The organism is Escherichia sp. MOD1-EC7003, assembly GCF_002965065.1.
Classification (GTDB): domain Bacteria; phylum Pseudomonadota; class Gammaproteobacteria; order Enterobacterales; family Enterobacteriaceae; genus Escherichia.
In genome coordinates this window covers 1-15,039 of sequence record NZ_PTRE01000016.1, presented here as the reverse complement: position 1 = coordinate 15,039, position 15,039 = coordinate 1, and the positions used below count along the sequence as shown (strand labels likewise).

At 51.7% G+C, this 15,039-nt stretch carries 11 protein-coding genes and 2 pseudogenes; 10 read left to right on the top strand and 3 right to left on the bottom strand.

The window, feature by feature from the left end:
• The first annotated feature begins 225 nt into the window (after positions 1–225).
• The 7 genes and pseudogenes from A7090_RS02475 to A7090_RS02445 form a co-directional block, all read left to right on the top strand.
• A complete protein-coding gene (locus A7090_RS02475; RefSeq protein ID WP_105272897.1) occupies positions 226–1,248 on the top strand; it encodes an iron ABC transporter substrate-binding protein in 1,023 nt (340 codons plus the stop codon).
• Positions 1,248–2,228: a FecCD family ABC transporter permease gene (locus A7090_RS02470; RefSeq protein ID WP_105272896.1), complete on the top strand. Its 981-nt coding sequence runs from the start codon at positions 1,248–1,250 to the stop codon at positions 2,226–2,228. Before A7090_RS02475 ends, A7090_RS02470 begins: the two co-directional genes overlap by 1 nt.
• Positions 2,225–2,983 carry an ABC transporter ATP-binding protein gene (locus A7090_RS02465; RefSeq protein ID WP_105272895.1) on the top strand — a complete coding sequence of 253 codons (759 nt, stop codon included), beginning with the start codon at positions 2,225–2,227 and terminating at the stop codon, positions 2,981–2,983. Before A7090_RS02470 ends, A7090_RS02465 begins: the two co-directional genes overlap by 4 nt.
• 9 nt (positions 2,984–2,992) lie before the next feature.
• Positions 2,993–3,805 carry a class I SAM-dependent methyltransferase gene (locus A7090_RS02460; RefSeq protein WP_105272894.1) on the top strand — a complete coding sequence of 271 codons (813 nt, stop codon included), beginning with the start codon at positions 2,993–2,995 and terminating at the stop codon, positions 3,803–3,805.
• Complete coding sequence (modD, locus tag A7090_RS02455; protein ID WP_105272893.1) at positions 3,802–4,656, top strand: ModD protein; 855 nt, start codon at positions 3,802–3,804, stop codon at positions 4,654–4,656. Before A7090_RS02460 ends, modD begins: the two co-directional genes overlap by 4 nt.
• A gap of 25 nt (positions 4,657–4,681) precedes the next feature.
• Positions 4,682–6,652: a TonB-dependent receptor plug domain-containing protein gene (locus tag A7090_RS02450; protein ID WP_105272892.1), complete on the top strand. Its 1,971-nt coding sequence runs from the start codon at positions 4,682–4,684 to the stop codon at positions 6,650–6,652.
• 30 nt (positions 6,653–6,682) lie between these two features.
• Positions 6,683–7,036: pseudogene (locus A7090_RS02445) on the top strand (flagellar brake protein YcgR); the annotation flags it as partial.
• Between the two features lies 1 nt (position 7,037).
• Here A7090_RS02445 and emtA read toward each other — a convergent pair.
• The gene (gene emtA, locus A7090_RS02440) at positions 7,038–7,649 is read right to left on the bottom strand and encodes a membrane-bound lytic murein transglycosylase EmtA (RefSeq protein ID WP_105272891.1); all 612 of its coding nucleotides are present in this window, start codon (positions 7,647–7,649) and stop codon (positions 7,038–7,040) included.
• Between the two features lie 99 nt (positions 7,650–7,748).
• Between emtA and ldcA the strand changes: the two genes are divergently transcribed.
• Together ldcA and A7090_RS02425 are read left to right on the top strand one after the other, a co-directional pair.
• Positions 7,749–8,663, top strand: a complete 915-nt coding sequence (gene ldcA / locus A7090_RS02430) for a muramoyltetrapeptide carboxypeptidase (protein ID WP_105272890.1) — start codon at positions 7,749–7,751, stop codon at positions 8,661–8,663.
• A 95-nt stretch (positions 8,664–8,758) separates the two neighbouring features.
• Positions 8,759–10,429 (top strand): annotated as a pseudogene (locus A7090_RS02425) (potassium/proton antiporter); the annotation flags it as partial.
• A gap of 123 nt (positions 10,430–10,552) precedes the next feature.
• On the opposite strand, the gene dadX reads toward A7090_RS02425, so the two are convergent.
• Both dadX and dadA read right to left on the bottom strand, forming a co-directional pair.
• Positions 10,553–11,623, bottom strand: coding sequence for a catabolic alanine racemase DadX (gene dadX, locus A7090_RS02420; protein ID WP_105272888.1), 1,071 nt, complete (start codon positions 11,621–11,623; stop codon positions 10,553–10,555).
• Between the two features lie 9 nt (positions 11,624–11,632).
• Positions 11,633–12,931, bottom strand: coding sequence for a D-amino acid dehydrogenase (gene dadA / locus A7090_RS02415; RefSeq protein WP_105272887.1), 1,299 nt, complete (start codon positions 12,929–12,931; stop codon positions 11,633–11,635).
• A 329-nt stretch (positions 12,932–13,260) separates the two neighbouring features.
• Between dadA and A7090_RS02410 the strand changes: the two genes are divergently transcribed.
• On the top strand, positions 13,261–14,793 hold the full coding sequence (locus A7090_RS02410) for a SpoVR family protein (RefSeq protein WP_000190855.1): 1,533 nt from the start codon (positions 13,261–13,263) through the stop codon (positions 14,791–14,793).
• The last annotated feature ends 246 nt before the right edge of the window (positions 14,794–15,039 follow it).

Below are 15,039 nucleotides of genomic sequence, written 5' to 3'. Positions count from 1 at the left end.
GGGGGGAGCGAACGCAGTCGCAGCACATGCAACTTGAAGTATGACGAGTATATTTATATTTTTTCGCCACTCCTCCATTCTCCCTGACAATTTTCTTGTAGAACAAAGTGTTATTTAGGAAACAAGCAAATCATTCTGTTTCTCTAGAAAAAATTTGATGTCAAACATGATCTCTTTCGATATATATGTAAATATATATCGCTTTTAATTATCAGGATATTACCTATGTCACTAACCAGACGGAGGTTTACACAGATCCTTGCGTCGACATTGTTCCTGCATCATCTGTCGTCCTTTGCACAATCAGTCAAATTCTGGGCCTCACCGACGCTTCCCGAAGCCCAAAACATTACACGCCTCGTCAGCGCAGGCGCCCCCGCCGATTTGCTATTGCTGGCTGTCGCGCCAGAAAAACTGGTCGGTTTTTCCTCTTTTGATTTTGCCCGTCAGGCATCAATTCCATTGCCAGAGCACATTCGCCAGTTACCCAGGCTGGGACGACTCGCCGGGCGCGCCAGCACTCTCTCGGTGGAAGGGCTTATGGCGTTACATCCCGATTTGGTCATTGATTGTGGCAATACAGATGAAACGTGGATCAGCCAGACGCGCCAGATTAGCGAACAAACGCATATCCCCTGGTTATTGCTTAATGGGAAACTGGAGCAATCGGCAGAGCAGTTGATAACGCTTGGTAAAACATTAGGCGCAGAAAAACGCGTCGCAGAACAAGCGGCACTTGCGCGGCAATTTATTGCTGAAGCCACAACATTCGCTACCTCATCTGCGGCTAACCTTCGCTTTTATGCTGCGCGCGGTGCCCGGGGGCTGGAAACCGGCTTACAGGGTTCGTTACATACCGAGGCGGCGGAATTATTAGGTTTGCACAATGTTGTGCAAATAGCCGATCGTCACGGGCTGACACAGGTTTCTATGGAAAATCTCCTGCGCTGGCAGCCGGATATTATTCTGGTTCAGGATGCCGTTACTGCAGATTTTATTCGTCGTGATCCTCTCTGGCAGGGCGTGAAAGCGGTTGCGGAACAACGTATCTTATTTTTAAGTGGCTTGCCCTTTGGCTGGCTGGATGCCCCACCGGGAATCAACCGTCTTCTGGGATTACGCAGACTTCACGCATGGCTGGATCCCGCCATCAATCGCCAGTTTAAAAGTGACATGCAGCATTACGCCCAACTGTTCTGGCATTGTCCACTCAGTGACGCCGACTATCAAAAAATGGTGGCGAGCTAATGAGAACTGCGAACGGATGTCTTTTGCTGCTGGCAGCTATCAGTATCACTTTTGCCGCCGTAAATGGGGCTTATCATCTCGATATGCAGCAACTGCTGGCGCTAATTCTTCGTCAAGAGGATGTTCCTGTGCAGGAACAAATTGTCTTCTGGCAAATCCGCGTGCCGCGTATTCTTGCTGCGCTGTTACTGGGCGCTGCGCTGGCAGGGGCCGGAACCACTTATCAGGGAATGTTCCGTAATCCCTTAGTGTCACCGGATATTTTAGGCGTCTCTGCCGGTGCCGGACTTGGTGCCTGCGCGGCAATCCTGTGGGGATTATCCATTGTTTACATCCAGTTGTACGCATTTTGCGGCGGGCTGATGGTCGTCGCGGGTGTCTGGTTGATTACGCGTCGGGTGACCCGCCACGATCCGATCTTAACCCTGGTGCTGGTCGGCATTGCGTTAGGAACGTTGTGCGGAGCGGGGATATCGCTAATTAAAACGCTGGCCGACCCTTACACCCAGTTACCGTCAATTACCTTCTGGTTGCTGGGGGGACTGTCCACCGTGACCTTACGCGATCTCTGCTACGCTGCACCGATCATTCTCATTGGCTCCTTGCCCCTGTTTTTTCTCCGCTGGCGCATGAATTTACTCACGCTTTCCGACGACGAAGCCCGTTCGCTGGGACTGAACGTGACACGCCTGCGCTTTGGATTGATTGTCTGCGCCACACTAATCACCGCCAGCACGGTAGCAATAGCGGGCGTTATTGGTTGGGTCGGGCTGATCGTTCCGCACATTGCCCGCTTATTGACCGGTCATAACCATCAGCAGCTGTTGCCCATGGCAATGTGTACTGGCGCGATTCTACTCCTGCTTACCGATACGCTGGCACGCAGCATTGGAACAACAGAAATCCCGCTTGGCATTCTGACCGCTTTTGTTGGCGCACCGTTTTTCCTGCTTTTGTTGTTACGCGGAGGTCGCCAGTGACTTTGCTTGCCGTCCGTCATGCGTCTCTGGGTTACTCCCGCCATCCGGTGCTACACGACGTATCTTTCACCTTGTCGCAAGGAACAATTTGTTGTCTGCTTGGCGCCAATGGCTGTGGCAAAACCACACTCATGCGCTCCATTCTTGGCGTTATACCGTTATTAAAAGGCGAGATCTTACTGGATAGCATCCCTGTGCAGACACTTAGCCATCGCCAGCGCGCGCAAGCTATTGCCTGGGTGCCGCAGGCGCACGACGGTATTTTTGCTTTCAGTGTGTTGGATATGGTGTTGATGGGCCTGACCCCCACCATAGGCGCTTTTTCCGTTCCCGGTAAGCCAGAACGCCTGAAAGCAAGGGAGCAACTGGAAAAACTGGGCATTTTGCATCTGGCAACAAGACGCTGGAATACGCTTAGCGGCGGTGAACGTCAGCTGGCTTTAATTGCCCGAGCACTCGTCCAACAACCACGCTTACTGTTACTGGATGAGCCTGCCTCCAGCCTCGATTTCGGCCATCAGATCCAACTTCTGGACACGCTGGCGCAGCTCAAAAATAACGGCATGACAATGTTAATGTCGACTCATCATCCGCTCCATGCCAACGCCATTGCCGACAGCATTATTCAGGTAGAGCCAAATGGACGAGTAACACAAGGCTTACCGACTGAACAGTTAACAACGAACAAACTGGCGGCCCTGTATCGGGTTTCTGCCGACCAGATTCATCATCACCTCGCTGCAATTAACCGCTAAGGAACAATCATGCTCATTGATGATATTGATTTTGCTGACCTTTATCTACAGCAACTCAAACTGGCTCACCGCACAGAAAAAACGCCGGACCACTGGGATCAACGGGCAGAAAAAATGGCTGAAAATTGCGCCTCGCCTACGGACAGCTACCTGCAACAACTCACCGCTAAAATTGACCTGCAAGGCGCGCAGACCTTATTCGATATGGGCTGCGGACCGGGCACCGTATCGCTGGCGCTGGCTGACAAATTCACAACGATTTATGGCGTTGATTACAGTCAGGGGATGCTGAACGTTGCCGCACGTCGCGCCGCCGCACTGAAGGCAGACAATGTCCACTGGATCCAGCGCGCCTGGGAAGAGGACTGGCGTGACCTGCCACGCTGCGATATTGCCGTGGCTTCCCGCTCCACTCTGGTGGCTGATATGCGCCAGGCAATGAGCAAACTGAATAATCAGGCACGGCTGCGCGTCTATACCACCCATCTGGTCAGCACCTCGTTCGTCTCTCCAGCCATTCAGCGGGCGGCTGGTCGGGAAGTAATCGAATTACCCAACTATATCTTTGCGCTCAACGTCCTGTATCAGATGGGAATTTATGCTCACGTTGATTTTATCCGTGGACAAAATTGCCAACAGGATAACAGAACCTGGGAACGTTTTGAGCAGAACGTCAGCTGGAGTCTTGGTGCGCTTAACGACGATGAGCGTGAGCGGTTATATCGCTGGTATCAACATCAAGATGCTCGTGCCCTCGCCCCTGCCAGCCGCGACTGGGCGCTCATCTGGTGGGATTGCGTGCCGCAGGAGGCACTGCGATGATTTTCCTTTCTCAGGCACAAATCGATGCGTTACTTCTGGAAGATATCCAGGGGGGTGACCTGACCACGCGGGCGTTAAATATTGGACACCTGCCTGGCTATATTGCGTTTTTTCACCGTCAGGGCGGCTGCGTCAGCGGCGTTTCTGTCGCGTGTAAAATGTTAACCACGCTGGGATTAACCATTGATGATGCTGTCAGCGACGGTTCACAAGCGAACGCGGGTCAGCAGCTAATCCGGGCGCAGGGTAATGCCGCAGCACTTCATCAGGGATGGAAGGCAGTCCAGAATGTACTGGAGTGGAGTTGTGGTGTTTCTGATTATCTCGCTCAAATGCTGGCGTTACTTCGTGAACGTTACCCTGACGGCAATATCGCCTGCACCCGAAAAGCAATTCCGGGCACCCGCTTACTAGCCACGCAGGCAATTCTGGCTGCCGGAGGACTGATTCATCGTGCCGGATGTGCGGAAACCATATTATTGTTTGCCAACCACCGCCATTTTCTTCCTGACAATCAGGACTGGCCGGGCGCAATCGATCAGTTACGTCGTTACGCACCCGAGAAGAAAATTGTTGTTGAAGCCGACACGCCAAAAGAGGCTATCGCCGCGTTACGCGCGCAACCAGACGTACTTCAGCTCGATAAATTTAGTCCGCAACAGGCCACTGAAATTGCGCAAATAGCGCCGTCGCTGGCTCCCCACTGCACGCTGGCTCTGACGGGTGGAATTAATCTGACGACACTCAAAAATTACCTCGATTGCGGCATTCGCCTTTTTATAACCTCCGCGCCTTATTACGCGGCACCGGCTGACATTAAAGTCAGTCTGCACCCCGCAGCCTCTATTTAATTCTTTGTGAAACGGAATTTATTCAATGAGACTCAAAAAACGTTATCTCTGCACAGCATTATCACTTGCCTTTACCCAGCAGGCCGTAGCGACTCAAGAGAATGACACGCTGACCGTATGGTCCAGCCCGGTGTCATCGACGACGACCACCGTTCTCGATCAACCTACCATGAAGGCGTTGGATAAACAGAATGTCGCTCAGGCATTAAGTGTCGTCCCCGGCGTGGTGCTGCAAAAGTCAGGAAGCCGCAACGAAGAACAGGTCAAAGTTCGTGGTTTTGATAGTCGTCAGGTGCCGGTCTATTTCGACGGAGTGCCCATTTATGTTCCCTATGACGGCAACCTCGATCTGGCCCGAATATTGACTAACAATCTGGGGGCAGTCGAAGTGTCCAAAGGGTATTCGTCGCTGCTTCAGGGGCCTAATCAGATGGGAGGTGCCATTAATATCACCACCCAGAAGCCAACGAAACCTCTGGAGGCAAGTCTGGGATATCGCCAGGGATGGAGCCGTAGCCAGGACAATGCCTACGATATGCATGCTTCATTTGCCGCCAGCAGCGATCTGGGGTATTTACAAGTCAGCGGTAGCCAGCTAAAGCAGGATTTTCTCGGCCTGCCGCATGGTGTAAATAATGATGTTGCAGGCAAACACGGCAAGATGATTAATTCATCAGCTGATGATAAACGCGGCATTGTGAAGCTCGGTTTTACACCGCGCGAAAACGATGAATACACGCTGACTTACATTAAGCAGGATGGTGAAAAAGATAACCCGCCATACAGCGGAAATAGTGGTCAAAAGTCACGCTACTGGCAATGGCCCGAGTATGACAAAGAAAGTTTTTATTATCAGGGAACGACCCAGCTAAACGATCGTTTTACCCTGAAAAGTCGGCTGTATCGCGACACCTTTGAAAATACGCTGATGATGTACAACTCGCTGGCTGATTTAAAAAATAAAAAAGGCAGCTATAGCCATTATTCCGATTACAGCGACGGTGCCGGGTTACAACTGGCAGCCGACGTGCGTGAAAACGATCTGCTGTCGTTTGCCGTTAACTGGAAAGATGACGTACACCGCGAAAAAGGCGCACCGCACGCCGCTTACGATCGCTATGAAGATCGTACCTGGTCGCTCGCCAGTGAATATCAATGGGCTGCTGCCGATAATGTCGATGTCGTGGCTGGGATCAGCTATGACTGGCGCGATAGCGTAGAAGCGAAAAAACATGAGAAAGATGGCAGCATCACCCATTATGACGACAACAATCAGTCAGCGTTTAACTGGCAGATAATGGGGAAATACCACTTTGCTAATGAAGACACGCTGGCGCTTTCGTACTATGACCGCACACGCTTTCCAACGCTGAAAGAACGCTATACCACGTCCAAACCTGCGTATAACCAGATAGCGATTGTTAATCCGCAGCTCAAGCCGGAACGCGCGCGCGGGGTGGATTTAACCTGGAATGGTGCCTTCACGTACGACTGGGGATTTGAGGTCAGCGTTTACTATAACCGGGTGAGTGATGCCATCCTCTCGCACAATATCGATGCCGATACCATTCAAAATCAGAACAGCGGCACGGTAGATTACAACGGTCTGGATGCCGGTATTAAGGGGAAAATCAGTAATATACTGGATGCAGGATTGAGCTACACCCTGATCCACGCGGATGCCAAACGCAAAGACATTGGCAAGATAACCGATCTGCCAACGCAGACAATAACCGCATGGATGACTTTCAAACCGTGGGAGCCGTTAAGCGTAACGCTGTCGGAAGAGGCGCGTTCCTCCAGCTACAGCAACAGTGACGGTTCACAAAAAGCTGCCGGTTTTGCAGTGACCCACATTCGCGCCGATTACGCCTTAGGTCATGGTTTTAGCGTTAATGCGTCGGTCAATAACTTGTTTGATACCCAATATGCCTACAGTGAAGGGTTTATTGAAGAAGGTCGCAATTTCTGGGCAGGTGTCGAATATACATTCTGATGTGAAAGCGGATAGCGGCATCTGTATCGCTATCCGCCTTATTTTGTTCAGACCAAACAGGCAGATAGCAGTACGTTACGTTTTCGCCTGTATGATTTGTCGTCAGGCGGCATAGGCGCATTACTGGAAACCGCAAAACCTGTCGGATTGCACGACGGCATGCGCTTCGCTCAGATTGAGGTCAAGGGTGCTTTTCACTTTGACGCCCCGTTAATCTCTATCAGCGAGCGTAAAGTGATTGATGGCAAGAATGAAACCATCACCACTCCCCGTCTGATCTGCCGTTTTCTTAACGTCAGCCCGACGGTGGAGCGGCAATTACAGCGGATTACTTTCTCTCTCGAGCGGGAAGCACGGGAAAAAGCGGACAAAGCGCGCGACTGATTTACATCACGTCCAGTGCCTGCTCAAGTTTGTAAATATAGCGCGGTGCCTGCGGCGCAGGGTGATTTCGTGCTACGTGATCGAGGAACTCGTCAGCATCCAGATCGTTGATTTTGCTGATCGCCTTTTTCCGATCTGACGAGAAAGTCCGTAGCAGCGCACCTGCCCCGTTAGCGTATGACACCACCAGCGCATATTGCAGTACCTTCGGATCTTCAATGCCTGCCAGCGGGCCGGTTTCCAGAATATTCAGGTAAGCTGCCCCCATTGAAATATTACGCTCCGGGTTTTTCAGCTCGCTGGTCGTCGGCTCGCCACTCCAGCCCATACGGCGATAAACATCACGTCCGGAGGTTGAAGCTTTTAACTGCATCAAACCAATGGCATTCGATTTACTCACCGCGTTCGGATTACCACCCGATTCGATAGCGATAATCGCCGTGATCAATTGTGGATCGACGCCCCAGGCTGCACCGGCTTTCTGGCTTATTGGCATCCACTGCATCGCACGTTGCACCGGAACTTTCGCGTTCCACGGCGGGTTCGTATAGTCATGCTTTGATGAACAACCCGCTAATAACACAATCAAAAAGGCAAACCATCTCAATTTCACTTCTTCTGTCCTTATAGCCTGGAATCGCCGTTGAGGTGACAACGGCACACCTAAGCGGCATGATATACATTTCGTTTCTGTTGTCAGCAAGGAATTGCCATGTCTCTGTTTCACTTAATTGCCCCATCGGGTTACTGCATTAAACAGCACGCCGCGCTGCGTGGTATTCAGCGCCTTACTGACGCGGGGCATCAGGTCAATAACGTCGAGGTTATTGCCCGTCGTTGTGAGCGTTTTGCGGGTACGGAAACGGAGCGTCTGGACGATCTCAATTCCCTTGCCAGACTGACCTCACCCAACACCATCGTGCTGGCTGTACGCGGCGGTTACGGCGCCAGTCGTTTACTGGTAGATATTGACTGGCAGGCACTGGTGGCTCGTCAACAACATGACCCGTTGCTCATTTGCGGACATAGCGATTTTACCGCCATTCAGTGCGGTCTTCTGGCGCAAGGCAATGTCATCACCTTTAGCGGCCCAATGCTGGTAGCAAACTTTGGCGCAGATGAGTTGAACGCCTTTACCGAGCACCACTTCTGGCTGGCATTACGCAATGAAACATTCACCATTGAATGGCAAGGGGCAGGCCCGATATGTCAGACCGAAGGCACGTTGTGGGGAGGCAATCTTGCGATGCTCATTTCACTGATCGGTACACCGTGGATGCCGCAGATTGAGAACGGCATTCTGGTGCTGGAAGATATTAACGAGCACCCTTTCCGCGTCGAACGTATGCTGTTGCAGCTCTATCATGCTGGAATTTTGCCACGTCAGAAGGCGATTATTCTCGGTAGTTTTAGCGGCAGCTCGCCCAATGATTATGACGCGGGTTACAACCTGGAGTCAGTGTACGCGTTTTTGCGTTCTCGCCTGTCGCTCCCACTCATTACCGGCCTCGATTTTGGTCATGAACAACGCACGGTTACGCTGCCGTTGGGCGCACATGCCATTCTTAATAACACCCAGGAAGGCACTAAGTTGACGATTAGCGGTCATCCTGTTCTTAAAATGTAAAAAAAATCACGCTTCAGAGCTAAGTAAAATGCTGTCTCTGCCGCTAATATGGTAGGGTTTATATAAGAGATAGCGTAATCAGGAGTAACCGACCGTTGGATGCCACAACAATAATTAGCCTTTTCATCTTAGGATCCATCCTTGTCACCAGCAGTATTTTACTTAGTTCATTTTCTTCCCGTCTTGGCATTCCTATTCTGGTTATTTTTCTGGCAATCGGCATGCTGGCGGGAGTCGATGGCATCGGCGGTATCCCGTTTGATAATTACCCCTTCGCCTACATGGTAAGTAACCTGGCGCTGGCGATTATTTTGCTCGACGGCGGGATGCGCACTCAGGCCAGTTCTTTTCGCGTGGCGTTAGGACCGGCGCTGTCACTGGCGACGCTGGGCGTGCTTATCACCTCCGGTTTAACCGGCATGATGGCGGCGTGGCTGTTTAATCTTGATTTGATCGAAGGCTTATTAATCGGCGCAATTGTCGGCTCCACGGATGCTGCGGCGGTCTTTTCTCTGCTGGGTGGTAAGGGGCTTAACGAACGTGTTGGCTCGACGCTGGAAATAGAGTCTGGCAGTAATGATCCAATGGCGGTCTTTCTGACAATTACCCTGATTGCGATGATCCAGCATCATGAAAGCAGTATCAGCTGGATGTTCGTGGTCGATATTCTGCAGCAATTTGGCCTCGGGATTGTCATCGGTCTTGGCGGTGGTTATTTACTGCTGCAAATGATTAATCGCATCGCCCTGCCCGCCGGTTTATATCCACTGCTGGCGTTAAGCGGCGGTATTTTAATTTTTGCTTTAACTACGGCGCTGGAAGGCAGCGGGATTCTGGCCGTTTATCTGTGCGGTTTTCTGCTGGGTAATCGCCCTATTCGTAACCGCTATGGAATTCTGCAAAATTTCGACGGCCTCGCCTGGCTGGCGCAAATCGCGATGTTCCTGGTGCTTGGACTGTTGGTTAACCCACGCGATCTGCTGCCTATTGCCATTCCGGCGCTCATTTTGTCCGCATGGATGATATTCTTCGCCCGTCCCCTTTCGGTATTTGCCGGATTACTCCCGTTTCGCGGCTTCAATCTGCGTGAGCGCGTGTTTATCAGTTGGGTGGGATTACGCGGCGCAGTGCCAATCATCCTGGCCGTGTTCCCGATGATGGCGGGGCTGGAGAATGCGCGACTGTTCTTTAATGTCGCCTTCTTCGTGGTTCTGGTTTCACTCCTATTGCAGGGAACATCACTCTCGTGGGCGGCGAAAAAAGCCAAAGTGGTTGTTCCACCTGTGGGACGTCCGGTGTCACGCGTTGGCCTGGATATTCATCCGGAAAATCCGTGGGAGCAGTTTATTTATCAGTTGAGTGCCGATAAATGGTGTGTAGGTGCGGCACTGCGCGATCTGCATATGCCAAAAGAGACGCGTATTGCGGCACTGTTTCGTAATAACCAGTTGCTTCATCCCACCGGTAGCACCCGACTGCGCGAAGGCGATGTGTTGTGTGTAATTGGTCGGGAACGCGATCTCCCGGCGCTCGGTAAACTGTTCAGCCAGTCGCCGCCGGTCGCGCTGGATCAACGCTTCTTTGGTGAATTCATTCTCGAAGCCAGCGCCAAATATGCTGATGTGGCGTTGATATATGGCCTGGAAGACGGGCCAGAATATCGCGATAAGCAACAAACGCTGGGTGAAATTGTCCAGCAATTGTTAGGCGCGGCACCGGTTGTCGGTGACCAGGTAGAGTTTGCCGGGATGATCTGGACGGTGGCCGAGAAAGAAAATAATGAAGTGTTGAAGATTGGCGTTCGGGTGGCAGAGGAAGACGACGAATCTTAAGTTTGATGCGGCTTATATCGCCGGATGCGATGCTAATGGCATCCGGCGCATAATAAGTTACACCGTCACAACAGGAACACGTAGCGCCAGCGCACACATCAACTCATAGCCCACCGTTCCGGCAGCGGTGGCAACATCATCAATTTTGATCTCCTTGCCCCACAGCTCAACCGGCGTACCAATACCCGCCTGCGGGCAAGGCGTTAAATCGACCGCCAGCATATCCATCGAGACTGTCCCCACCGTCATGGTGCGCACGCCGTCCACTAAAACAGGTGTACCGGTAGGCGCGTGGCGCGGATAACCGTCAGCGTATCCTGCGGCAACAATGCCAATTCGCTGCTCATCGTGCGCAGTATAGCGACCGCCGTAGCCCACACGCTCGCCCGCTTTTAGCGTCTGGACACCAATAATCTCACTGCTTAGCGTCATCACCGGACGTAATCCGGTATTGGCGATATCACGCCATTGACCGGACGGCGAAGCGCCATACAAAATAATGCCAGGTCGAACCCAGTCAAAATGCGCTTCCGGGTGCCACAGGGTCGCCGCCGAATTGGACAACGAACGCCGACACTCCAGCCCTTCCACCGCCTGCTCAATACGCGCCATTGCACCGGAAATTCCATCAGGATGCTCTGCCTCGGCAAAATGCGACATCAGGGTCATTTCGCCAACATTCGCCATCGCCCGCAGCTGCCGCCAGACGGTAAGCACGCGATCGGGCTGGAAGCCCAACCGATTCATCCCACTGTTCACTTTAAGATAAATATCCAACGGCGCTTTTAGCCGCGCATTTTGCAGCGCTTTGAGCTGCCAGTTGCTGTGGACGCAGGTGGTCAGGCGGTACTGGTCATAAATCTCCAGCTCCTGAGCATGGAAAAATCCCTCCAGCATCAGGATTGGTCCTTTCCAGCCACGCTCACGTAACGTTATTGCCTCTTCCAGATTAAGTAATGCAAAGCCATCGGTGGCACCTAGCGCGCGCCAGATACGCTCAATACCGTGCCCGTAAGCGTTCGCTTTTACCACCGACCAGACACGCGCGCGCGGCGCGGCCTGGTGGACAATGGACAGATTATGTTTTAATGCCTGCAGATCGAGGCTGGCCTGTATCGGACGGGTCATCTCGTTTCCTTAGCTGTGCGCGCCATGTAAATGGCCCGGGCGTGATGGCGTAAATCCACGGCTGTAGCGCGCTACGCCTAAATCCTCATACGGGATCGCTGGCGTACGGCCAGAAAGTAGATCGCTTAACAACTGGCCGGAACCGCAAGCCATCGTCCAGCCGAGCGTACCGTGACCAGTATTCAGCCACAAATTTTTAAAGCGTGTACGCCCCACAAGCGGCGTACCATCTGGCGTCATCGGGCGTAGGCCGGTCCAGAACGTGGCTTGCTCGACATGACCGCCGCGCGGATAGAGATCGCGAACCACCATTTCCAGCGTTTCACGACGCGGCTGCAACAGCTCAGTGTTAAAGCCAACAATTTCTGCCATTCCCCCCACCCGAATGCGGTTATCGAAACGAGTAATGGCGATTTTATAGGTTTCATCAAGAATGGTGGACACCGGCGCACCGTCTTCTTGCGCAATCGGAATGGTCAGCGAGTAGCCTTTCAGCGGATAGACCGGAATATCAACAATGCCTTTAAGCATCGCTGTCGAGTAAGAACCAAACGCCATCACATACGCATCGCCCTTAATCACTTCATCACCACACTTCACACCAGAGATTTGCTCACCGTCGTAAAGCAACTGATCGACTGGCGTATTAAAGCGGAATTTTACCCCCGCCTGCTCTGCCATTCGCGCCAGATTTTGAGTAAAGAGCTGACAGTCACCGGTTTCGTCATTAGGTAGCTGCAGGCCGCCCGTCAGCTTGTGCGCGACTTCTGCCAACGCAGGCTCCACTTCCACCAGGCGGCTGGACTCCAGCAACTGATACGGTACGCCTGCATCTTCCAGCACGGCGATATCGCGAGTGGCGTTTTCATATTGTTGCTCAGTACGGAACAGTTGCAGTGTCCCGCCCTGCCGCCCTTCATACTGAATATGGGTTTCGCCACGTAATGCTTTCAGGCAATCACGGCTGTATTCTGCCAGACGCACCATTCGTCCTTTGTTTTCCATGTAGTGGCTGGTGTCGCAGTTACGTAACATTTGCCACATCCATTTCAACTGGAATTGTGTACCATCGAGACGAACCGCCAGCGGCGCATGGCGCTGGAACATCCATTTAATCGCTTTTAAAGGTACACCTGGCGCCGCCCACGGCGCAGCATACCCTGGAGAGATTTGCCCGGCATTTGCGGCGCTGGTTTCCAGGGCAGCCCCTGGCTCCCGATCAATGACAGTGACCTCATGCCCTGCCTGATTTAAATACCAGGCGCTGGCAACGCCTACCACACCACTTCCCAGTATGACAACTCGCATAGCCACTCCGATAACGGTAGATACAGTAAAAGAACAATAATCTAATTACATCTTGATAACTCAGTTGAAAATATTATTCAACATATGGCTTTTTTATGGTGAGCTGACTCACATCTCCCTGACTCTGCGGCAATATAGCGTCTTTAGCATCTCCTGCTGAACGCCCTTTTTATCCAGCATAAAATTTCGTTCAGAAGCGGATTACTGGCGCGCTGATAATAAGAAATCGCAAAGAAAAAAATTCTCCGGTGACGCGGTTTTTAACAGGTGTTCTATGCTTGAAATGAGGTGCTCCACACAGAGAGCACCGACAACAATGAGGTGCGCGTATGGCGACGATCGATTCTATGAATAAGGACACCACACGTTTGAGCGATGGACCCGACTGGACGTTTGACCTGCTGGATGTTTATCTGGCAGAGATAGACCGGGTAGCGAAACTCTACCGACTGGATACCTACCCGCACCAGATTGAAGTGATCACCTCGGAACAGATGATGGATGCCTACTCAAGCGTCGGCATGCCGATTAACTATCCGCACTGGTCATTCGGTAAAAAGTTTATCGAAACTGAACGGCTCTATAAGCACGGTCAGCAAGGACTGGCCTATGAAATCGTCATTAACTCTAACCCGTGTATCGCTTACCTGATGGAAGAAAACACCATTACTATGCAAGCGTTGGTGATGGCACATGCCTGCTATGGGCATAACTCTTTCTTCAAAAACAATTACTTATTCCGTAGCTGGACTGACGCCAGTTCGATTGTCGATTATCTGATTTTTGCCCGTAAATATATTACCGAGTGCGAAGAACGTTATGGCGTTGATGAAGTCGAACGGCTTCTGGACTCATGTCATGCGCTGATGAACTACGGCGTGGACCGGTACAAACGCCCGCAAAAAATCTCGCTGCAAGAAGAGAAAGCCCGGCAGAAAAGTCGCGAAGAGTATCTGCAAAGTCAGGTCAATATGCTCTGGCGTACCCTACCGAAGCGCGAGGAAGAGAAAACGGTTGCTGAAGCGCGCCGCTATCCGTCCGAGCCACAAGAAAACCTGCTCTATTTTATGGAGAAAAATGCGCCACTGCTGGAATCATGGCAGCGTGAAATTCTGCGTATTGTGCGTAAGGTGAGTCAGTATTTTTATCCGCAAAAACAGACTCAGGTGATGAACGAAGGTTGGGCGACCTTCTGGCACTACACCATCCTTAACCATCTGTATGATGAAGGGAAAGTGACGGAACGTTTTATGCTGGAGTTTTTGCACAGTCACACCAATGTGGTCTTCCAGCCGCCCTATAACAGCCCGTGGTACAGTGGCATCAACCCGTATGCCCTTGGGTTCGCCATGTTCCAGGATATTAAACGGATTTGTCAGTCGCCAACGGAAGAAGACAAATACTGGTTCCCGGATATCGCCGGTTCCGACTGGCTGGAAACGCTGCATTTCGCAATGCGTGATTTCAAAGATGAGAGTTTTATCAGCCAGTTCCTGTCACCGAAAGTGATGCGTGATTTCCGCTTCTTCACCGTGCTGGATGACGATCGACATAATTATCTGGAGATTTCCGCTATTCATAATGAAGAAGGTTATCGGGAGATCCGTAACCGGTTATCGTCACAATACAATTTAAGTAATCTGGAGCCGAATATTCAGATCTGGAACGTGGATTTGCGCGGTGACCGTTCGCTGACGCTGCGCTACATTCCACATAATCGCGCTCCGCTGGATCGGGGACGTAAAGAGGTGCTCAAGCATGTACATCGCCTGTGGGGATTTGATGTGATGCTGGAACAGCAAAACGAAGACGGCAGCGTCGAGTTGCTGGAACGTTGCCCGCCAAGAATGGGGAACCTGTAAATAAATTGTATTAGCCGCGACGCGATCTGGCACATGGCCTTGAAAGGTTGAGAGTTACCGGTTTTGATATGGGTGTCGAATCCACATACAAAACACGAGGTAACTCTCATGTTTCATACTGACAATCCCGTCATTAAACACAAAGCCGGTTTGCTCAATCTGGCTGAAGAACTCGGTAATGTGTGTGACTGCTCCCCGCCGTAAACGGCGAGGCTTCCCACTTCTTAGGCTGCAACTGGCATAGAG